The sequence below is a fragment of the Limnospira indica PCC 8005 genome (assembly GCF_000973065.1).
GTDB lineage: Bacteria > Cyanobacteriota > Cyanobacteriia > Cyanobacteriales > Microcoleaceae > Limnospira > Limnospira fusiformis.
This window is the reverse complement of sequence record NZ_FO818640.1, coordinates 3,053,742-3,074,638: the sequence shown is the minus strand read 5'-3', so window position 1 is coordinate 3,074,638 and position 20,897 is coordinate 3,053,742. Positions and strand designations below refer to the sequence as shown.

Here is a 20,897-nt window from a genome sequence, read left to right as displayed (position 1 = left end):
GAGAGAAATTTTAAGGAATTTAAGGTTATGTTTCTGTTTGTTAAGCGCTATGCTATAGAACAGATGGTCTCAAAAAATCAAATTTGCTGGACAACCTCTCGGTTGTTAACCAGGGTAAATTTGGGAACATTAGGAGACCTTACCTACATGCTATGGTTCCTAGATGCCCATAAAAAGGCTTAACGCCGGACTAAAACTCATTTTAGTGATTAGAGTCAAGACATATCTGTGTTGGAGTTGGGCAGCCAAAGGAACCGGGCGAAAAACAATCATATTGGAGATTTGATGAGTCAATCCTTTGAAAGCTTAGGTATTTCCGAACAACGCGCTCGCCATTTAGAAACACTGGGTTTCACAGAACCCACCCCGGTTCAAGTCCAAGCTATACCCGAAATGCTATCCGGTCGGGATGTTGTGGGTATGGCACAGACAGGAACTGGTAAGACTGCTGCCTTTTCGCTGCCCATTCTCGAACAGATTGACGTTCATGCCGCTGGTATTCAAGCCCTGGTTTTGACTCCCACGCGGGAACTGGCGATGCAGGTCAAGGAAGCTATCCGCAATTTTAGTGATGATAATGCCCTGTATGTGCTGACAGTTTATGGTGGTCAGTCCATTGACCGACAAATTCAGCGACTGCGACGGGGAGTTCAGGTTGTAGTGGGAACCCCAGGGCGTATCCTAGACCTACTCAACCGAGGTGAACTGAAACTAGATTTACTGCGTTGGTTGGTGTTGGATGAAGCAGACGAAATGCTGAGTATGGGCTTTATCCAAGATGTAGAAAAAATCTTAGAGTCCGCCGACTCTGAACATCGTCAGACGGCTTTCTTCTCAGCAACGATGGACCCTTCCATCTCGAAGTTGGTGCGGCGACACCTCAAGTCCCCTGTGACTGTGAAGGTGGAAACTCCCAAGGCTACCCCCAAACGGATCGAACAGTCTGTTTATATGGTTCCTCGTGGATGGTCTAAAGCCCGCGCCCTGGAACCGATTTTAGAACTTGAAGATCCTGAATCGGCGATTATTTTTGTGCGAACCAAACAATCTGCGGCTGATTTGACTAATCAATTGCAGGCGGCAGGTCATAGTGTTGATGAGTATCATGGTAATCTGAATCAGTCTCAACGGGAGCGACTGTTGATGCGTCTGCGCCGCCGTCAGGTGCGTTGGATTGTGGCTACTGATATCGCCGCCCGGGGTCTGGATGTGGATCACCTTACCCATGTGATTAACTATGATCTTCCTGATCAAGTCGAGAGTTATGTTCACCGCATTGGGCGTACAGGTCGCGCCGGTCGGGAAGGAAAGGCAATTACTCTAATTCAGTCTATCGATCGCCGTAAGTTGCGAAATATTGAACGTCACCTGCGCCAAACTTTAAGCATTCAGTCAGTCCCCAAACGGGCGGAAATTGAGGCTCGTTATATTGACCGACTCAAAGACCGGGTGCGGGATGCTTTGGCTGGGGAACGTATGGCTTCATTCTTGCCTATTGTCTCTCAATTAAGCGAGGAATATGATCCCCATGCGATCGCAGCCGCAGCTTTGCAACTTGCTTATGATCAAACTCGTCCGGCTAGTATCGGAAGGGATGATTATGACGATGAAGACGATGCTGTTTCCAACAAACCTAAGCTAGTTAAACGCCGCCGCCCAGCTTCTGTTTCTAACAACAGTTAGATGGCTAATTCCCCAATCGGCTTTAATTAATGTGGAGATGCGATCGCCTGGTCGCGTCTCCCTCTATTTGGGGGGCAAATATTGAGGGTTAATTACATGAAAAAAGGTGCATTTTCTGCGGGTGAGACCTGGCGGCGCTGGGCTACTTTACTGGCTATTATCGCGGCTTTTGGGGTGAATATATGGACTAATATTGCCCCGATTAATGGTTTAACTGTCGGCGATATTTCCAATACTTTTTTTGTGAATACCAAGATAATTCCGGCTAATTATGCCTTCTCTATTTGGGGGTTAATCTACTTAGGTTTATTCGGGTTGGCTATTTATCAGCTACTCCCTAGCCAACGAGATAACCCCCGTTTAGCCCAGATGGGTTACGGTTTAGTTTCCGCAAGTATAGCACAAATTATCTGGATATTCTTGTTTTTATATGGGTTATTTCCCCAGTCAATTTTAGCCATGGTAGCGATTTTATTATCGCTGATATATTCCTATGTAAAATTAGATGTAGGTCGGCGGCGGGTTCCCAAATGGGAATCTTGGTTAATTAATATTCCGCTGAGTGTATATTTAAGTTGGATTAGTGTAGCCACGGTAGTAAATGTAGCGATCGCCTTAACTTCGATTAACTGGAATGGCTGGGGTATTCCTCCCCAAGTCTGGACGGCGATCATGATGATTGTAGCTGCGACTATTGCTATTATCATGAGGGTTCGCCACCAGGAAACCGCCTATTTATTGGTGACAATTTGGGCTTTAATAGCGATCGCGATCGCTCAAGATAATGAACCATTAATTGTAACGATCGCCTTAATGTCGTCCCTGGTGATTTGCCTATTTTCTTTAGGTTCAATCAATCATAGAAAATTGACAATAGACAATGGATAATTAAACTCCCTCCCCCTTTCCCAGAGGGAGAGAGCCGGGGGGGGGAGGGGGAGGGGGGGGGTCAAAGAACCCTAGCCCTCAACTGAGCCACAGGGAGACACATCATTTTTTTCCAGGTAGGGACATAGGCACGTTGGTTAAAGACATCATATTCGTTGCGTTCAATTTCGTCTAATATTTGTCTATAGAGCATTAAGGCCGTCCAAACTGGCCAGCGGATATCAGGATGAAGGGCGGCGATACCTTCTTCGGCGAGGGTATAGAACTTACGAGCGCGCTGTATTTGGAAGCGCATCAACTCACGCCAGCGTTCATCTACTATGCCATTAAATAAATCCGCTTCCGTATAGTTAAACAGAGCCAGGTCATCCAAAGGCAAATAAATCCGACCTCGCCGAGCATCTTCCCCCACATCTCGGAGAATATTAGTAAGCTGGTTAGCAATACCGAGAGCGATCGCCTCTTCTTTAGGATAATAAATAGACTGGTCACGATTCCAGGGAACACTGAGATCAGGTTGAGCGGTACCCATAACCGCTAAAGACATCAACCCCACCGTCCCCGCCACCCGATAGCAATACAAATTCAAGTCATCAAAGGTGTTGTAGCGATTCCGGGACAGATCCATACGTTGACCTGCGATCATATCTCGGAAGGGTTGAATATCGAGGGAAAAGCGACCGAGGGTATCAACCAAAGCCACATCAACCGGATCAATAGGATGTCCAGCGAAAATCAATTCTAGTTGTTCTTCCCAGCGGTCGAGAGTTTCCAGAGTAGTAGAACTTGCCATCGGACCATCTACCAATTCATCGGTGCGGCGACACCAAACATAAATAGCCCAAATAGCCTGACGCTTGGCTTGTGGCATCAATTGAGTACCCAAGTAAAACGTCTTAGCATACTGTGCGGTAATTTGGCGACAGAGTTCATAGGAATCTGACCGGGTTGCCGGAGTTCTCATGCAGGGGGATTTAGAGAGTTGCAGCATTCGTTTTTTTTTCAGGCCTGAGCTATCAGCCATAGGCGTTTGCAGTTAGCAAAACGTCATCAGGGAAATACCCTAGAGACGTTTCAGAGATTAGGGGGACGTTAGCTAGTCCTCAAGTCTTGTTGAATAGCCTGTGCTGTCAGCTTACCAGAAAGCACAGCACCTTCCATACTAGCGAGATAGCGTTGCATGGTGTAATCCCCGCTGAGATAAAAATTAGGGATAGGCGTTTTTTGACTTGGGCGGCAAGCCTGGCGGCCAGGAGTAGCTTTATAAACCGATCGCGGCGTTTTCACCACATGATATTTGAGCAACTTAGCAGGTGATGGGAAATGTTGAGGAAATAGCTTTTCCAGTTCAGCCATAGTAGCGGCCACAATATCCGCATCTGAGTTACCAATCCAATCAGCAGCGGGAGCCAAAACCAACTCTAACATTGAGCGATCGGGGTTAGCATATTCCTTACAGGTATTGCTCATGTCCGCATAGACACTGAGCAAAGGTGATCGGGAAAACAGCAGGTGATCAATATCAGTCAACTTGCGATCGAACCACAAATGAACATTAATCACGGGAACCCCTTCCAATCCCTGAAGTTGCTTAAAATAATCAAGCTCCTGCCAAGGTTTAGGCAACATCAACTTGAGCGGGTCAACAGGCATAGCCGAGACATAGACATCAGCGGTTAGCACTTCTTCCGGCGCACCATTTCGCCCCGGAATCAGGAACCCCTCAACACAGCCGGACTCATCCACTAAAAACTCCTGAATCGGAGCATTTAATCGCACCTGTCCGCCTCGTTCCGTAATATAGTCTACCAGAGGCTGACACAATCTTTCCGTTGGCGACCCATCAAGAAAAGCCATTTTCGAGCCATTTTTTTCTTGGAGGAAGCGGTTAAGGGCGGTTAGAATGACAGTGGAGGATATTTCTTCTGGCCCGATAAAATTGAGAGCCTTAGACATAGCAATAAACACCTCTGTTTCCACCCTTGGGGGAACATTTTGTTGTTTAAGCCATTCCGAGAAGGAATATTTATCCATCTGTTCGACATAATTTTGGCCTTGAATCATGGCGGGAATTAGTCCCAAGCCAAACCTAATTTTTTCCGGCCAGGTGAGCATATCATTATTGCGAAGAATAGCGACTATGCCATTAACGGGGGCTGGAATATCGGGAAAATCGAACCGAGAGTAGGTTCCGGGCTGATCTGGTTGGTTAAAGATCATGGTGTGTTCTTTCCACTGCAACCGATCCTCAATGTCCAACTCTTTGAACAATTGGAGCATATTAGGATAGGCTCCAAAAAAGATATGTAGTCCAGTTTCGTACCAATCCCCGTCCTCATCTTTCCAAGCGGCCACTTTGCCACCGAGAACATCTCGTCTTTCCAAGACAATGGGGGTATAACCCATATCGGTTAGGTATTTGGCACAACTTAGGCCAGCCAAACCCGCTCCCGCGATCGCAACTCGCATTGACAACCCTTTCAATCACTTGCTTGTATTTCGTTCTCATTATAGGTTACATCTCGTAACATTCTGTCGATAAAATTAGAATCTCCCCCATTTGGGGCGACGACGATGGGAAGCGATAAAATTAGAAAAGATCTACTAGCCACACCAACAAGACAAGGAGAACACCAACGAATGGGTAGAGTAGTCGGCATTGACCTGGGAACAACTAACTCTGTTGTAGCGGTCATGGAGGGCGGTAAACCCGTCGTGATTGCCAATTCTGAGGGGATGCGGACAACACCCTCTGTCGTTGGCTTTACTAAAGAGGGGGAAAGGATTGTCGGACAAATGGCTAGGCGGCAGGCTGTTTTGAATCCTCAGAATACCTTTTATAACGTCAAGCGACTGATTGGGTCAAGATATGCAGACCTAACCCCGGCATCAAAACGGGTTCCCTATACTATGCGTCGAGAGGAAAATGGTAATATCCGCCTCAAATGTCCTCGACTAAAGCGAGATTTCGCACCGGAAGAGATTTCCTCCATGGTACTGCGGAAATTAGCAGAAGAAGCCAGCCGATATCTAGGGGAGGAGGTGACTGGGGCGGTAATTACTGTACCCGCCTATTTTAATGATTCTCAAAGACAGGCGACCCGCGACGCTGGGAAAATTGCCGGATTAGAGGTAAAACGGATTCTCAATGAACCGACGGCGGCTTCCCTCGCCTATGGACTGCAAAAGCAGGATTTTGGCACTATTCTGGTGTTTGACCTAGGGGGGGGAACTTTTGATGTGTCGGTCCTGGAAGTAGGAGATGGGGTATTTGAGGTTAAATCCACTAGCGGGGATACCCAACTGGGGGGGAATGATTTTGACCAAAAAATTGTCGATTGGTTAGCTGAGAAGTTTCTGGAAGAACAGGGAATGGATCTCAGACGCGATCGCCAAGCCCTTCAGCGCCTCACAGAAGCAGCGGAGAAGGCTAAAATAGAACTATCTGGGGTGGGGGTAACTGATATCAATTTACCGTTTATTGCGGCGGACGCAGACGGACCGAAACACCTAGAAACTCGACTTTCTCGGGGAGAGTTTGAGGGATTATGTGCTGATCTGATTCAAAGGTTACGCCGCCCGGTTAAACAGGCTTTGGTGGATGCCCAAATTTCACCTACCCAAATCGATGAGGTGGTATTGGTGGGAGGGGCCAGCCGGATGCCTATTGTACAGCAGTTGGTGCGTAGTCTGATTGACCGTGAACCAAATCAGGGGGTTAATCCTGATGAGGTGGTCGCCGTGGGGGCTGCTATTCAAGCGGGTATTTTGGGGGGTGAAGTGCGCGATATCCTGCTATTGGATGTTACACCCCTATCGGTGGGATTGGAAACTATTGGGGGGGTGATGAAAAAACTCATACCCCGCAATACTACTATCCCGGTGAGGCGATCGGATATTTTCTCGACCTCTGAGAATAATCAAACTCTGGTGGAAATTCATATCCTCCAGGGGGAAAGGGAGTTAGCCAAGGATAATAAGTCTTTGGGACGGTTTAAGCTGACCGGTATTCCACCCGCCCCTAGGGGTATCCCTCAAATACAGGTGGCTTTTGATGTTGATGCTAATGGTATCCTCCTGGTGACGGCTTTGGATAAAACCACTGGTCGCGAACAAAGCATTACTATTCAGGGTGCTTCTACTCTGTCTCAGGAAGAAGTTAATCAGATGATTCGGGAAGCGGAAGAGTTTGCAGACCAAGACCGTCTACTGCGGGAAAGGGTGGAAAAACGCAATCGCGCCCAGGCTTTGACTTATCAAGCGGAAAGACAGTTAAGGGAGATTGCCCTAGATTATGGGATGCAGTTTGCTCAACGTCAACGGGGTCGTATTGAGACTTTAATTAGGGCGCTGCGGGATAGTCTGGAAAGAAATGACGATCGCGGTATTGATCAAATTGGGGCGGATCTGCAAGATGCGCTATATGATTTGAGTCGCGAGGTGTCTGTGTTTGCTACCCAAGATGATGATGATGATCTGTTTGGATCGATTCGTCGCACTTTTGGCGGTGGCGATCGCCGTATCCGTGACCCCTATGATATGCCTCCCGCTGCTGGCCGCGGCTATCCCCGTTACGATAATAACATGGGAACGGGAACTGGTCGCCCTGGTCAAAGATATTATCCCCAAAGTAATAATTGGGATGATGATGATGACGACTGGCTGTAAGTAATCAGGGGAGGCTGTGGGGTGGGGTTCCCTCCTCCCTTTTATGGGATTCTGTGACTGATTAGTTGATATTGTGATTAAACTATGCAAAATTTTCGGAATTATTATCAGATTTTAGGGGTTTCCAGAAATGCTTCTACTGATGAGATAAAAAAGGTCTATCGCCGTTTGGCTAGACAATATCATCCCGACCTAAATCCGGGGGATAAGGAAGCAGAAGAGAAGTTTAAGGATATTGGTGAGGCTTATCATATTCTGTCGGACCCGGAAAAGCGATCGCAGTATGATGAGTACAGCAAATTTTGGAAACAAAAGGGTTTTTCTAGTGCCAAAAAATCCCCCGTCAGCGGCTTTAAGACCTGGGGAAGTCGGGTGGCTAATGGTCGCACCCAAACTCAAACACCGGAGGTCGATTTTGGGGAATATGCCGATTTTAATAGTTTTATTGATCAACTTATCGGACGGCGGCGGGAAGTGCGGACCGTTACTAATGATACACCCCGCGTCACTTCTTCTGACCCCTATAAATCCCCTAATACTAGGGTAATCCACCGGGTTCCGGTTCGGGAAAATCGACGGGATATTGAGGCGCGCTTGACTTTACCTCTGGAAAAGGCTTATACTGGAGGAGCAGAACGTATCCGCCTAGAAGATGGGCGATCGCTTGAGGTGAATATGCCGCCGGGAATGTTTACCGGTCAACGTATTCGCCTCAAAAATTTGGGCATTCAAGGGGGGGATTTATACCTGAAAATTACGGTAAAACCTCACGACTTTTTCAGGTTGGAAGAGTCTAATATTATCTGTGAGGTTCCAGTAACTCCCAGCGAAGCCACCCTAGGGGGAGAAATAGAGGTTCCCACTCTTGACGGTTGGGTGAAAATTAAACTCCCAGCGGGGGTAGTTTCCGGTCAATGTCTGAGACTAGCTAATAAAGGCTATCCTAACGAAAATGGCGATCGCGGTGATCAGTTAGTGGAAATTCAAATTGTCGCCCCCAAACAGATCACCACCCAGGAGAGGGAATTATACGAAAAACTCCGAGAAATCGAAACTTTTAATCCCCGTGAAGATCTCCCTGTTTAGCCACCACCCACAATGGTGACAATTTCCAGGATATCACCCATTTCCATAGTCGTAGTTTCCCAAAACTGTCGGTGGAGAATTTCCCCATTATACTCCACCGCCACCAAACGGGGATTTAACCCCAAATCTTCCAAAAATTTAGGTAGGCTAGTATCTGGGGCGCAAGTTTGCTCCTCTCCGTTAACTTTCAGGGTGATAGTGCGATCGCTCATATTTCCCCATCCCAATATTATCAATTACCAATTATAGCCCGGTTTCTCCCCCAGACTTCAAGAAACCGGGTTTCTCAAAGAAACCGGGTTTCTAACCCCAGACTCAAAGAAACCGGGTTTCTAGGGTAGAACCCAATTATTAATTATTAATTATTAATTATTAATTATTAATTATTTCGGATAATTGCCAAGTTTTTGATAATTTCCGAGATGCCCTGAATAATTAATAACACAAAACTAACTATAATTAACGCCTTAATTGGGTAGCGGGGTAAGCCGCCGGGGTCGGGGGAGACTTCCCGAATTAGCCAGGAGTTGGAGACAGCCCCCCAGGAGTAGAAAATAATCATCACGGAAAAGGGAATTAAAAATAAGGCGGTTCCCAATAAGTCAACTAGGGCTTTTTGCTTAACATTTAACCGACTTTGAATGACATCAACCCTTACATGATCATGATGTTTGAGGGTATAGGCTGCACCTAATAAAAAGATGATATCAAAAATATACCACTGGGTTTCTAAGAGTGCATTAGAACTTAAATTTTGCCCGATCGCCCTACCCACATACCTACCAATTACATTCCAGGTTCCTACTCCGATCATGACTAGGGCTAACCAGGAAACCACCCGCCCTAAATAATTATTCATGCGATCGATGAATTGGGATACAATTAGCAGTCTATCCACTTTTTAACTCTCATAGGTAGGGGGTTGACAAGCTCTGGGAATTTGTGATAATATATGAACAGTTACATAATATAAATCTGTGCCTAAATTGTAAAATTGTTACTATTCCCATTATCTAAAAGTATAGCAGGGGGTGGCGGAAAAAGCAAGCAACCCCCCCAGAAAAAATTTTTTTCGCAACAAAAGTTAACATTTAGTTACAAAAGTTAACATTAGAGGTAGGTGGAGAAAAGAAAAAGGTGATCGTTTTTTAGGTTGAGTTGGGAATGCTAATATGTAGGTGAGGACTAATGCTCCATAAGCCTATAACCCTCGAACCGAGTTTGTGAATGTGATCGATCGCACAGGAGAAAGGCGATCGCTAACTCACCATTAACTCAGTCGATTTGTGATCATAGAAAAAGCTGTACCCTAGTTGCTCTTTGCGGGGATAACCGGGGTACTTAGTCGCCTAGTTGTGGGTAATAATACCACAGCTATGAGTGTATTTATATTTATCTCGCCGTATTATTTATCAGCCGGTGTATTCAGTTAAACTCTAAGGTCAGGAAGTCGTCTTATGCACAATCAGCATAATCACAGAAAACCTAAGTTACCTATTCGATTATGGTTAGGAGAGATCCGGAAGTTTGGTAACCGGGCTATCGGGGGCTTAAAGCGATCGCTCCTGGGAAATTGGTTGAATATGAATAGGGGCGATCGCCAGCGAGTAGAGGGTTTTGTGTTGCCGACAGTAACCATGGTGATGTTAGTGGTGGTACTGTTAACGGTGGCGATCGCATTCCGAGCCTTAGACCGGGCGCAGTTAGCGCAAAATGTGCGGGTTAGCCAGGAAGTGCTGTTAGCGGCCACACCCGCCCTGGAACGGGCCAATGCTAAACTTACTGAAGCGCTTAATCAGTCAGGGTCAGGAACTCCTGAAGAAGGTCAGATAGAGACCATATTAGAGGGAGATGGTTATACTTTCGGGGGAGAAGAACGACTGACCCTAGAGTTTGATATAAGCAAAGATGGCACTATAAATGATGGCAGTGAAGAAGGAAAAGTTAAAGAATGGATAAATACTGCCTGGGGATTTGAAGAAGATTTGAATGATGACGGCACGCCAGACAGATACAATATTTATGGCATTTTCTTCCGCAGTCCTAGCACCACAAGTCTAGTATTTAACCGCCCCAGAACTCCCATAGAAGCTAGGGGTAATCCTGTGCGTAATATAGATTCACCTTTCACTACCAACCCAAATTGTCCGGAGGCTTTGGGAAGCAGTGCTAGTTTGGTGAGTGGTGGTGGCTGGTTTAGACAAGAGACTAGCCTGATTAAACCGTTTTTTATCTACGCTGCCAGTATACCCATCAGTGGTAGGGGTTTTGCGGCTGTGGAAATGCAGGAAGATAGACGAGCTGTGCCTATTGTGAATAATGCTGTAGTCTATGAAGGTGATATTGACATAACTCCGGGTGAGACTCTCAATTTAAACGGCCGGATTATGGTCAATGGCAATATGTTCATCCGCCGTAGTCTGGTGACATTTCGTCAAGTTAGTAGCCCCGAATCTTGCTATTATGAAATAGAAAACAGCAAGATTTTGATAGGTGGCAACTTTGGTACAGGTAGGGCGGATAGCAGTACCATTGAAGGGGCTAACGCGACTGTAGACTTATTCAGACCAAATGCCAGACCCGCCTCAGAAGGATTGACTGAGAAGTATTTACCTGCACGTTACGCTCCCAACGATTTGTCTTACAATGACCTGGAGTATGCAGAAAGAATTAAGGGCTTGGTAGATGCCCAAATGGAAAACGCGGCAGCTACAGACCCGGAAGAGGTCCAAGATGCTGTCCGCGAGGGGGAAGAACGGAGGAGGAGTCTGGAGATATATTTCACAGCTAGAACTCGTCGGGTTCCTAACCTAGAAGCAGCAAACGACAACTTTGACCCCAGTAGTGATACAGCCACACTGAATGACAGTGGTAATACTTTAAGAGCCAAGGATGAATGGATTTATCCTTACCAGATTGACGGAGGAAATGCCACCATATCAACGACAACTGGCAATAACCGTTTGAATCTGTGGACTGATGGTAATAGGTTGCGTTTGCCAGCGACTCATCCCGATATAGTGAGAGAGAATCAACAAGAAACAAGGGTTGGCGATCGCGTTTTGCTGGGCAATGGTTTACCAGCCAGATGGTATAACAATGGGGGTTTCAGCACCCAGGCGGAACAGTTTATCCAAAATATTGTCTGGCATGAAGGTGACGGGGAGCGCTTCCGCCGAACTCGAATGTTCGATATGCCAGACCTGGGGAATACGGGTCGTAACGGTTTCTGGGAAAGGGCAGCAGCCAGAGCTCCGACAGAGGAAGAACCCCTTGTAGGGGGGGCGCGGATAGTTACCGGGGCAGGGATTTACTTACCTGGTAGCTCATTTCTGCCTCGACCAGCCCGGGCGGCGGACAACCCAGACACCCCGGAAAATGAATCAGCTTTTGATGTGGTGTGGCCAGATACCATGGCTATGTGGGAGGACAGTAATTTCGATGGCAAAGCCCAAATGGCTGATGATCAAATCGGCGACCTGAGAATGCGGGCTACTGTGTTGTATCACTATACAACCACTCCCTGGGCGAAGCGGGGCGATCGCCAAAATCCCATAGCCTGTATCAGCAGTTACTACGACCCCACCACCCAGGAAACGGCTAAAAATAGGCATGGTCTGCCTTGGGAAGCGGCGACGGCTACTGGCGAGGGTATGTCCCACAATGGCATTGTCTACGCACCGCAGATACTCAGTGTATCCCAACAGAGCAAAAATGCTGATGGCTTGTTTACTGCTGCCAATGAATCTGGTAGCCTGCTGGAGAAGATTTACTACCAGGCTAATCTAGTTTTTCCGGATGGGCGCTTTGTCAACGAGCCTCTGCGGAAAGCATTAGCCGCAGCCCCCGCAGACAGAAGCTTGGAGGAACAGTCGGCTATTGATGCCGCGGTTTGCGCCATGACTATCTTAAATGGAGTGGCAGGGTCTCCCACAGAAACTACCATTCCCCATGGTACGATTTTTGAAGGAACTTTGCTGGATGCCCGCCAGGTGAAAGCCCTGGAGGATGATGACGGTTTCTTTGCTGATGGTAAAGGCACTTATGATCGCCCCCTGGAAGACCGCCAACCTCTGGAAATTCGCACCACGGTGATTGACTTAAACAAGTTACGCCAAAAAGCGATCTCCGGTAGCGATGAGTTTTTATTGCCCAACAGTGGCATTATCTACGCCACCCGTAATGATGCCCTGAGAGATGATAGCACTGGCGACACCATAACCAGTCCGGTGGACTTTGTGTTAGACGAAACCCGCCGCCCCAACGGCATCATGTTGATTAATGGTCAACGGTTAGACCGCCGAACTGATTATTTTGAAGACGAAAAAGGGTTAATCCTGGTCAGTAATTTGCCTGCCTATGTGAAAGGAACTTTCAACCTCCACCAAACCCCTGGTGGCACTGCTTTGGATGAATTTATAGACGAGGGTAGTGCTTTTTATGAGCGCAGCAACCTGAATCCCAATTTTGCCTGCCGTGCTAAAGACCCTCGCCTACCTAAATGTACCCAAGGAGATACCTGGCGACCTGCCACGGTTTTGTCTGATGCGGTGACTCTACTTTCTAGCGACTTTAGGGAAGGATATCGCTGGGAAGGTGACTATAACCTCCGCAACAACATGATTCTTAGCCAAGACTACAGGCAACTAAAGGGTTTGAACCCGGTTAAACTGCAAGGCGGCTATGATGTTGATGGCAGTGGTGACATAAGTTCCGAGCCAAGATTTAATGAACGGCACTTCGGCTTCGACCTGAATGGTAACGGCACTTCCCAAAGGGAGGTAGTCATCGGACAGGACGAGGACGGGGAAGATATCACAGAGATGCAAGATGAGATAGTCTCGGAAGCTGACCTAACCCTGGAAGCTGTGCGTAGGATTAACGGCTTCTATGACAACAACTTCATGACTACTCAAGAGGCTTGGAGAGATAATAATGCCCTTAGGTTAAATGGTGATGGGGTCAGTAGAAGTTCTTATCTCAACAACAATGTCACTCCAATTCAGGGCAGAGCGGCAGGCATTGAATATCTGATGGAGATTTGCCGTCAACCCCTAGTTTCCATGTGTCAGCCACAGGATTGGGTAGTCAATATACCAGGGGAGACTAATTTTCCTGAATATGCCTCAGAGCTGTCCGAGTGGCCGACATTAAACCGCACCATAACTAATAACCTGTATCCTCCCGCAGGAACCACAGCACAGCGAGTTAAACGAGAACAAGACCGCATCTACCCCCGTCGGATTGCCTTCCTACGTGATTATCAAAATGATCACAAACTATTCCTAGATAGCAATGGCAACCCGGTTCCCTTGGCAGTAAATGGCAATGAAGTTAGGCCTGCACCTTTCGGGGAAAACATCAACATCCCTCTCGATGATGGTAACTTTAGCCCAGCCGGGACAGATACACCATATAGCTTTAGCGCCATAGCTGCCAAAACTAACGCACCACGACCCTTGGTGTTCCAAATGGATGGCTCTTATCCCAACATTCGTTGGAAACCCAGTCCTAGTCATCCTGATGAGTATTTTTATGCACAGCCTCTGTGGGAACCTTTGGTGCAAGTGAATAGTACGATACCCGGTACTAACAACGCCTGGGGTAATCCTATACAGACAGCCGTTCCGACAACCTTTAACCTAATTGTTGCCAGTGGTGATTCTCCCATCCGACAAACAGTAGGTAACAACACTGAGCTAAACGGTGGTTTCCACAACTTTACTCGCTTCTTGGAAAGCTGGCGTAACCAAACTGCCACGATCAAGGGTTCATTCATCCAGGTTAGACGCAGTGCATACGCCACTGGACCAATGATGCCAGTTTTGGATCAGGAGGCTCCCGGCTTAACCAAGTTCGGGCCACGCCGAACAACGGGCGATCGCCCCTACCTAAATCCGGTTGACAGTGGTCAAACTCCCTTTTACCGACCCCCTACCCGGGACTACGGTTATGATGTGGGTCTGCTGCCCCAAGATCCTGACCTGTTTGCTGTCAGGAACTCTAGTCCGGAGTCTCAAGACCCTAATAGATACTTCCGAGAAGTGAGTCGGGATGACCCCTGGGTTCATACCCTGCTGTGTGGCAAAACAGAAGACGACCAACACTTTCTCCCTGATGGGTTGCGCCCTGATCAATGTCCTTTAAACCCTGATACGTTCTTCAACCGTCGAACCTAGTCCAACCGAGTAGCCCATAACTGACCACCCTATTTAATCATGTTGCATTCTGAGCGGAACCATGTTCAACCCCAAACTATCCCCCAAGTTCTCCCGGTCCAGTGAATCTGGCTACACCCTGCTTGAGTCCATCATGGCTATGGTGGTGGTCAGCATCCTGATGGTCGGCATTTCTCCGGTGTTGGGTTTTGCCTTCGCCACACGGGTACAGGCTCGGCGCATAGAACTAGCCAGCAGAGCCGCTAACAGTTATATCAGTGCTGTCCGTACTGACCCAACCAATACCAACTTGGTGCTGTTCAATCCCAGTGACCGGAACGCTGGACCAACTGCAACTGGTAGCTTGAACTGTGGGGCTGGTCGAGCCTGTACCACCCCAGCCAACTTGTTCTGTGTGGATAATGACGGAAGTGGGGGATGTGAAACCGATAGCCCCACGGATATGATTGTTCAGGGAATTGGCATAAATGAGTGTAGCGACGAGCTAGAGAATGGTTATCAGTTGATTGTCAGGGTGTATCGTGCTGACGCATTTGCCCAATCGGGACAACTAGAGGGGGCTAATGATGACGGGTCTAGTAATTTAGCGAGTTCCCGAGTCGGTTTAGGAAACCCCAGAGACCCCCTAGTGCAGGTGCGAACCGAGATTAGCCCCACTAGCACCAGTTCCTTTGGGAGTTTACGTGACCGTTTAGCAGGATGCAGTTCTGACGATGAAGGGGATTAATAGGTTTGGTGATGGTTCCCATGGAGTGCAAAAGTAAGATTATCCCGGTAGAGAGGTAGTTATGCTGTCCCTAGTTCGGTTTTGGTTAATTTGTGTATTGAAATCTAGGTCAAAAACCACCCAGGGGAATGACTTAGGCTTCACGATGATTGAGTTATTGATTTCGGCTGTTGTGGCTAGTATGATCATCACGCCCATCCTATTCTTTGTGGTGGATGTTTTACGAACCGATACCCGGGAAGAAATCACAGCCAGATCGGAACAGGAGTTACAGGCGGCAGCAGATTTCATTCGTCGCGACCTCTCCCAGGCTATCTATATCTACGACGGTGAAGGGGTTAATGCGATTAGGAGCCAACTTCCTGATTCCGATAATGTGGTATTGGTGTTCTGGAAACAGGAGTTTCGCGAAGGTGTGATTCCTCACGGTGACGTCCCCAGGCCAGTTGCTGCTAATCATTGCGATACGAGGCGTTGCGATGATGTCCAAGTTTTATCTTTAGTTGCTTACTATTTACAAACAGAAAGAGAGCCTAATAGTCCTTGGTCTGATCAGGCGCGTATTTCTCGCTTACAAATCAACGATGGTGTCATCGATCCGAATCCAGAAGATGAATGCACCCAACCACCATGTTATGTCAAACTGGGTGATAAGGAATTCAAACCAGACCGAGGTTTTGATCGACCTCCTGGCCGTACAAGCATGAATGCTTGGGAAGCAAAAGAGGGCGAGCAGATTGAAGCATCACGAGAAGTTCTGATTGATTACATAGACAAAACAGAACTAACAGGTGATATAGATTGTGAATCTCGTGGCATCAGTAATGATGATAGTGAGGATTTACTATCCGTGGGTAAGAATTCTGAGGGGAATCCTATCTATGGCTTTTTTGTATGTGTAGACTCCCGTAATACAGCAGCTTTAGTTAACCTGAGAATGAATGCGGCAATTCGCATTGATCCGAATGCTACAGAATTCGACGAGGATAGGCGATCGCTTTTTCCAGAGACCAGCTTTTTGGTTAAAGGCTTAGGTGTTTTCAATTAACCGATAAAATCAGGGAATTTATAATAAAAGGAACCTATAAAATGAGTATTTTAATTAACCCAAAATCGGTGAATCCCAGGCGCACCAAAAACCAGTCGGGCTTCACCATCATTGAGACGTTGGTGGTAGTTTTAATGATTGGCATTCTGAGTGCGATCGCCGCTCCGACATGGCTGATGTTTGCCAATAGACAAAAGGTTCGCACCGTTAATGACCGGGTTTTTAACGCCATACAACGCGCTCAAAGCCAAGCGCAATTAACCAGTTTAGGTCACTCCCTCGAATTTGGTGAGCATGGAGGTATACCCGCATATCGAATTTATTTGACCTCTAAGGGACGACCGAGCGACAATAACGCAGGTTGGCAAACTCTCGATGTGAATGGCGAGATTAACGAGGGACAAATTACACTGCGAGTTATTCCACCAGAACAGGATAGCCGAGAAGAACTAGAGTTTGACCATCTAGGAGTTGTATTAAATACTATAAAAGAGGGTGACCCTTTTTCTTTTTGGGTAGTTGTATCTTCGGCTGATAATAGCGTGACACATTGCGTGGCTGTCAGAACTAGACTACTATCCACGCAGAGACGGGAAGGAGATGATTGCCCTGATTGAGTAGTTATAACTAGCCAATTGTAACACAAAAAATTAATTATCTACTGAATATTTTACAAAACTTTACCCCCAATTTCGGAAAACATAGTTTAGAATACACCACCAAAGATATCACCCGTAACGAGGCCTTTTACGAGTGAGATTAGTTGTGTATGCTGCGGTTAGCTGACCTACACGACATCTATCCTTGTGACCCAGGTTAAATAATGGAAAATACATTAATTAAGCACTTGCTTCTGGTTCAGAAACAGGCTATTAATTTAGTGCCTGAAAAACCTGTTAGCAGTGACTATCAGGGTGCGAAATCGCGAAAATCCTCTACAGAATCAGGGTTTTCTTTGTTAGAAGTGTTAGGGGTGATGGTGATTATATCAATACTAGGTGGGATAGCGGTTCCGACTTGGTTAGGTTTCGCGAATAACCAGAAACTGCAAACCTCTATCCGGCGACTCAACTGGGCTATCCACTCAGCCAAAAGTGAGGCTATACTATCTAGTACATCATGGCAAGCGAGTATCAGGGAATATGGGGGACGAGTACAGGTAGCAGTCCATCCCGCGAAGACTCCCCCTGGTCAACTCCCAGAAGGTTCATGGACTAACCTAGAACCGGGGATAGAAATTGACAACCGGGAAAGGAACACCAGGAATAAATATGAAACTACCCTGCGAAGAGTAGACCCGGACACCAACCAAGTCCGAAACGCGGGGACGGTGTACCGAGTTTTATTCAACTACCAAGGCTGTCCGGTCTATAACCCGTCTAATTTATGCACGCAAACTTCTCTAGCTGCGAAGGGACGCATTGCTATCCATCATCCTGAAGTTCCAGGTCAAAAGCGATGTATCATCATTTCGACGCTGATAGGTGCGACTCGCATTGGTCAGCAACAGCAAAGACCGGATCAAAATGGCTACTATTGCCATTAATTAATAATTAATAATTAATAATTAATAATTATTAATTGGGTAGCGACCCTGTGACCGAGAAACCGGGTTTCTTTGAGAAATACCGAGAAACCCGGTTTCTTTGAGAAACCGGGTTTCTTAACTTCCAGGAGAGAAACCCCCTGTGACCGAGAAACCCGGTTTCTTTGAGAAATACCGAGAAACCCGGTTTCTTTGAGAAACCGGGTTTCTTAACTTCCAGGAGAGAAGCCAGGTTTCTTGACTCAGGAGAGAAACCCCCTGTGACCGAGAAACCCGGTTTCTTTGAGAAATACCGAGAAACCCGGTTTCTTTGAGAAACCGGGTTTCTTAACTTCCAGGAGAGAAACCCCCTGTTACCGAGAAACCCGGTTTCTTTGAGAAACCGGGTTTCTTAACTTCCAGGAGAGAAACCCCCTGTTACCGAGAAACCCGGTTTCTTTGAGAAACCGGGTTTCTTAACTTCCAGGAGAGAAGCCAGGTTTCTTGACTCAGGAGACAAACCCCCTGTGACCGAGAAACCCGGTTTCTTTGAGAAACCGGGTTTCTTAACTTCCAGGAGAGAAGCCAGGTTTCTTGACTCAGGAGACAAACCCCCTGTGACCGAGAAACCCGGTTTCTTTGAGAAACCGGGTTTCTTAACTTCCAGGAGAGAAACCCCCTGTTACCGAGAAACCGGGTTTCTTTGAGAAATACCGAGAAACCGGGTTTCTTTGAGAAACCGGGTTTCTTAACTTCCAGGAGAGAAGCCAGGTTTCTTGACTCAGGAGAGAAACCCCCTGTTACCGAGAAACCCGGTTTCTTTGAGAAACCGGGTTTCTTAACTTCCAGGAGAGAAGCCAGGTTTCTTAACCTACGGCGACCAATGGAATTTTCGGCCTAATAATTCCTCGAGTTTGTGGTTGTGGGGACGGAAAAAGTCGCCTAGGGTCTGACGTAATGTTTCTGGTATGGGATTATAGGAACCTGCGGTATATCGGGGGTATTCGGAGAGTTGATGGTCGGGAAGACCTAAAAACTCAAATACCTGTTTGAGGGTGTTCTGGGGGTGGTTATATAATTCTTCACTGGTGAGGATTAAAAGCTGTTCGGGAGGGAATTTTTGCATCCACTTTTCCAGAAAATAAACATACATTCCCCGCAGTAGATAACCATATTGACATCCCCAAAATTTGCGTTCGGCTTGGGTGGGGTCGTCAATGGTATCGAGAATGGCAATTTCATCTATCATGGCTTGCTCGAGAGTCCGCTTTTCTTGACCCATCCAATTTCGGTGGTCTTGATATTGCGAAAAAGCCCGATCTACTGGATTTCTGAGGGTGACAATTAGCTTGACTTCTGGGAAGGCTTGCGAAATGCGATCGCATACTTTACTATCGACTATATAACTAGGGCTGGCTTCTCCGGTGAGAAATTCGCCGCCAGGGGGAATGGGGGGAAAATGGGCGAGATACCAGTCTAAGCCTCGGTAATATTGCCACATGAAAAAATCGACTTCTTTATGGAGGTTAGGAATTATCTGGGGATGATGACAAAGGTATTCATAAAGGGAGGTTGTGCCACCTTTTTGAGCGCCAATAATTAGGAAATTCGGACCTTGAACTGATGCGGTTTCCCAGTGGTTGCTAAAAAATTCGGGGCGAATGATTTTAGTTTTGGCTAAGACTCCCTGTTTGTAGGTGGAAATGGCGGCGGAAATGTCGCCTATTTCGGTGAGTAAATCACCATAATTTATGTAGGGTTCGGGATAGTGGGGAACCTGGGAAATTGCCTGCTGATAACCGGAGGCGATCGCCTCTATTTGCTCGGGTTGTAATTTGATAAAACTATAGGTGCGTAAATGCCGCAGTTTTATATATGCTATTTCCCCGTCCGGTTGGGCTTTAATAGCGTCTAAATAAGCGGCAATTGCGCCATCAATATCTTGCTGTTGTAAGAGGGTATCACCCAGGCGAATATAGACTTCTGGGATTTCTGGATCAATGGCGATCGCTTTTCGATAAGCATCAATCGCCTGGGGGATTTCTCCCTGTTTAAACAAACAATATCCCAGATTATTATAAGACCAAAAACAATCGGGATTGAGATTAATTGCCTGATTAAATACCTCAATCGCCTCTGACCATTGGCGCAGGTTTAGTAATGCTAAACCCCAACCATAATATCCCCAGGAATAGTCAGGTTTAGCGGCGACCATATCCCGATAAATGGCGATCGCTTCTTCATATCTCCCCCCTAAAAGTGCATCTTCGCCAGTTTTTTGGTCTCGGGATAAAATCTCGGTCAGCCGTTGATGTGCTTCTGGTTGTTGAGGGTTAATGGCGATCGCTTTCCGGTAGGCGGCGATCGCTTCTTCCGGCTGATTTTGCTGGCTGAGTAAATCGCCCAAGTGAAAGTGAGACCAATAGAAATCCGGGTTTAATTCAATTTCCTGGCGATAGTTGTCTATGGCTTCCTCAATACGCCCTAATCGAGTTAAAATGACTGCTAAATGGTGATAAGACCAAGAAAAGTCTGGCTTGAGTTCAATGGCTTTCTGATAGGCGGTGATAGCTTGTTCATCTAGTTTGGTGCTAGTCAGTGCTTGACCCAAACCGACATAATAGATATATATATTGGGCTGCAATTCAATGGCTTTCTGATAACTGGCTATTGCCAAATCGACCTGATTTGTGTTATGATATGCCTGGGCGAGTTTATAGTGAGCGACTGCCAATTGAGGATGAATAGCGATCGCCAAATTATACCAAGCGATCGCGCCTTGGCTATCCTGGTGTTTCTCCAAACTCTCACCGACAATCAAACCAAAATTTGGGTTAACAGAACCAGGATTTTCGCTAATTATCTGATAAAGTTTTTCCGCCTCAGCTTGGGGTTGTTGCAAATGTTGCCAAATGCTGCTTAAACTGGTATAGGCGGCGGCTAAGTTAGGGTCAGCCTCAATAGCCTGTCGATAACAATTCGCCGCCAGTTCCCATTGTTGAGACCCAACATAATCATTTCCCAAATTCAGACAAACTACAGCTTGATTAGCAGTGGACATAGACAAGTTTTCAAAAAGCCATCAATTACATG

Annotated in this window: 14 protein-coding genes; 9 read left to right on the top strand and 5 right to left on the bottom strand. The window is 46.8% G+C overall.

Annotation, left to right across the window (positions count from 1 at the left end; translation table 11 throughout):
- Nucleotides 1-285 precede the first annotated feature (285 nt).
- On the top strand, nucleotides 286-1,683 hold the full coding sequence (locus tag XZ46_RS13385; RefSeq protein ID WP_006670629.1) for a DEAD/DEAH box helicase: 1,398 nt from the start codon (nucleotides 286-288) through the stop codon (nucleotides 1,681-1,683).
- Nucleotides 1,684-1,779: 96 nt separating this feature from the next.
- Nucleotides 1,780-2,571 (top strand): TspO-related membrane protein, encoded by a 792-nt coding sequence (locus XZ46_RS13380; protein ID WP_006625399.1) that lies wholly within the window; start codon nucleotides 1,780-1,782, stop codon nucleotides 2,569-2,571.
- 61 nt (nucleotides 2,572-2,632) lie between these two features.
- Here the strand turns inward: XZ46_RS13380 and crtB are convergent, their stop codons facing one another.
- Nucleotides 2,633-3,562 (bottom strand): 15-cis-phytoene synthase CrtB, encoded by a 930-nt coding sequence (crtB, locus tag XZ46_RS13375; RefSeq protein WP_006625401.1) that lies wholly within the window; start codon nucleotides 3,560-3,562, stop codon nucleotides 2,633-2,635.
- Nucleotides 3,563-3,663: 101 nt separating this feature from the next.
- Nucleotides 3,664-5,040 (bottom strand): 15-cis-phytoene desaturase, encoded by a 1,377-nt coding sequence (pds, locus tag XZ46_RS13370; RefSeq protein ID WP_008051018.1) that lies wholly within the window; start codon nucleotides 5,038-5,040, stop codon nucleotides 3,664-3,666.
- Between the two features lie 171 nt (nucleotides 5,041-5,211).
- On the opposite strand from pds, the gene dnaK reads away from it, so the two are divergent.
- Entirely contained in the window at nucleotides 5,212-7,239 is a 2,028-nt protein-coding gene (gene dnaK / locus XZ46_RS13365) for a molecular chaperone DnaK (protein ID WP_048895086.1), read from the top strand.
- Nucleotides 7,240-7,323: 84 nt separating this feature from the next.
- On the top strand, nucleotides 7,324-8,325 hold the full coding sequence (locus XZ46_RS13360; RefSeq protein ID WP_008051015.1) for a DnaJ C-terminal domain-containing protein: 1,002 nt from the start codon (nucleotides 7,324-7,326) through the stop codon (nucleotides 8,323-8,325).
- On the opposite strand, the gene thiS is transcribed toward XZ46_RS13360, so the two are convergent.
- Both thiS and XZ46_RS13350 read right to left on the bottom strand, forming a co-directional pair.
- Nucleotides 8,322-8,537 carry a sulfur carrier protein ThiS gene (gene thiS / locus XZ46_RS13355; RefSeq protein ID WP_008051014.1) on the bottom strand — a complete coding sequence of 72 codons (216 nt, stop codon included), beginning with the start codon at nucleotides 8,535-8,537 and terminating at the stop codon, nucleotides 8,322-8,324. The genes XZ46_RS13360 and thiS overlap by 4 nt on opposite strands.
- Nucleotides 8,538-8,704: 167 nt before the next feature.
- Nucleotides 8,705-9,223, bottom strand: a complete 519-nt coding sequence (locus tag XZ46_RS13350) for a TRAP transporter small permease subunit (protein WP_006625409.1) — start codon at nucleotides 9,221-9,223, stop codon at nucleotides 8,705-8,707.
- Between the two features lie 559 nt (nucleotides 9,224-9,782).
- Here XZ46_RS13350 and hpsA point away from each other — a divergent pair.
- The 5 genes from hpsA to XZ46_RS13325 all read left to right on the top strand — a co-directional run bounded on the left by hpsA (nucleotide 9,783) and on the right by XZ46_RS13325 (nucleotide 17,825).
- A complete protein-coding gene (hpsA, locus tag XZ46_RS13345) occupies nucleotides 9,783-14,504 on the top strand; it encodes a hormogonium polysaccharide biosynthesis protein HpsA (RefSeq protein ID WP_008051010.1) in 4,722 nt (1,573 codons plus the stop codon).
- Nucleotides 14,505-14,565: 61 nt separating this feature from the next.
- On the top strand, nucleotides 14,566-15,231 hold the full coding sequence (gene hpsB / locus XZ46_RS13340; protein WP_048895085.1) for a hormogonium polysaccharide secretion pseudopilin HpsB: 666 nt from the start codon (nucleotides 14,566-14,568) through the stop codon (nucleotides 15,229-15,231).
- A gap of 61 nt (nucleotides 15,232-15,292) precedes the next feature.
- Entirely contained in the window at nucleotides 15,293-16,279 is a 987-nt protein-coding gene (gene hpsC / locus XZ46_RS13335; RefSeq protein ID WP_048895084.1) for a hormogonium polysaccharide secretion pseudopilin HpsC, read from the top strand.
- A gap of 41 nt (nucleotides 16,280-16,320) precedes the next feature.
- Nucleotides 16,321-16,896 carry a pilus assembly FimT family protein gene (locus tag XZ46_RS13330; RefSeq protein WP_048895083.1) on the top strand — a complete coding sequence of 192 codons (576 nt, stop codon included), beginning with the start codon at nucleotides 16,321-16,323 and terminating at the stop codon, nucleotides 16,894-16,896.
- A 206-nt stretch (nucleotides 16,897-17,102) separates the two neighbouring features.
- Nucleotides 17,103-17,825, top strand: coding sequence for a pilus assembly FimT family protein (locus XZ46_RS13325; protein WP_008051002.1), 723 nt, complete (start codon nucleotides 17,103-17,105; stop codon nucleotides 17,823-17,825).
- 850 nt (nucleotides 17,826-18,675) lie between these two features.
- On the opposite strand, the gene XZ46_RS13320 is transcribed toward XZ46_RS13325, so the two are convergent.
- On the bottom strand, nucleotides 18,676-20,865 hold the full coding sequence (locus XZ46_RS13320; protein WP_008051000.1) for a tetratricopeptide repeat protein: 2,190 nt from the start codon (nucleotides 20,863-20,865) through the stop codon (nucleotides 18,676-18,678).
- Nucleotides 20,866-20,897 lie beyond the last annotated feature (32 nt).

What these genes read in the sequence shown, in the direction of transcription:
- XZ46_RS13330 (WP_048895083.1), top strand. Translation starts at nt 16,321, where the DNA reads ATGAGTATTTTAATTAACCCAAAATCGGTGAATCCCAGGCGCACCAAA.
- XZ46_RS13325 (WP_008051002.1), top strand. Translation starts at nt 17,103, where the DNA reads ATGGAAAATACATTAATTAAGCACTTGCTTCTGGTTCAGAAACAGGCT.
- thiS (WP_008051014.1), bottom strand. Translation starts at nt 8,537, where the DNA reads ATGAGCGATCGCACTATCACCCTGAAAGTTAACGGAGAGGAGCAAACT.
- dnaK (WP_048895086.1), top strand. Translation starts at nt 5,212, where the DNA reads ATGGGTAGAGTAGTCGGCATTGACCTGGGAACAACTAACTCTGTTGTA.
- XZ46_RS13385 (WP_006670629.1), top strand. Translation starts at nt 286, where the DNA reads ATGAGTCAATCCTTTGAAAGCTTAGGTATTTCCGAACAACGCGCTCGC.
- hpsB (WP_048895085.1), top strand. Translation starts at nt 14,566, where the DNA reads ATGTTCAACCCCAAACTATCCCCCAAGTTCTCCCGGTCCAGTGAATCT.
- XZ46_RS13320 (WP_008051000.1), bottom strand. Translation starts at nt 20,865, where the DNA reads ATGTCCACTGCTAATCAAGCTGTAGTTTGTCTGAATTTGGGAAATGAT.
- XZ46_RS13380 (WP_006625399.1), top strand. Translation starts at nt 1,780, where the DNA reads ATGAAAAAAGGTGCATTTTCTGCGGGTGAGACCTGGCGGCGCTGGGCT.
- hpsA (WP_008051010.1), top strand. Translation starts at nt 9,783, where the DNA reads ATGCACAATCAGCATAATCACAGAAAACCTAAGTTACCTATTCGATTA.
- pds (WP_008051018.1), bottom strand. Translation starts at nt 5,040, where the DNA reads ATGCGAGTTGCGATCGCGGGAGCGGGTTTGGCTGGCCTAAGTTGTGCC.
- XZ46_RS13360 (WP_008051015.1), top strand. Translation starts at nt 7,324, where the DNA reads ATGCAAAATTTTCGGAATTATTATCAGATTTTAGGGGTTTCCAGAAAT.
- hpsC (WP_048895084.1), top strand. Translation starts at nt 15,293, where the DNA reads ATGCTGTCCCTAGTTCGGTTTTGGTTAATTTGTGTATTGAAATCTAGG.
- crtB (WP_006625401.1), bottom strand. Translation starts at nt 3,562, where the DNA reads ATGCTGCAACTCTCTAAATCCCCCTGCATGAGAACTCCGGCAACCCGG.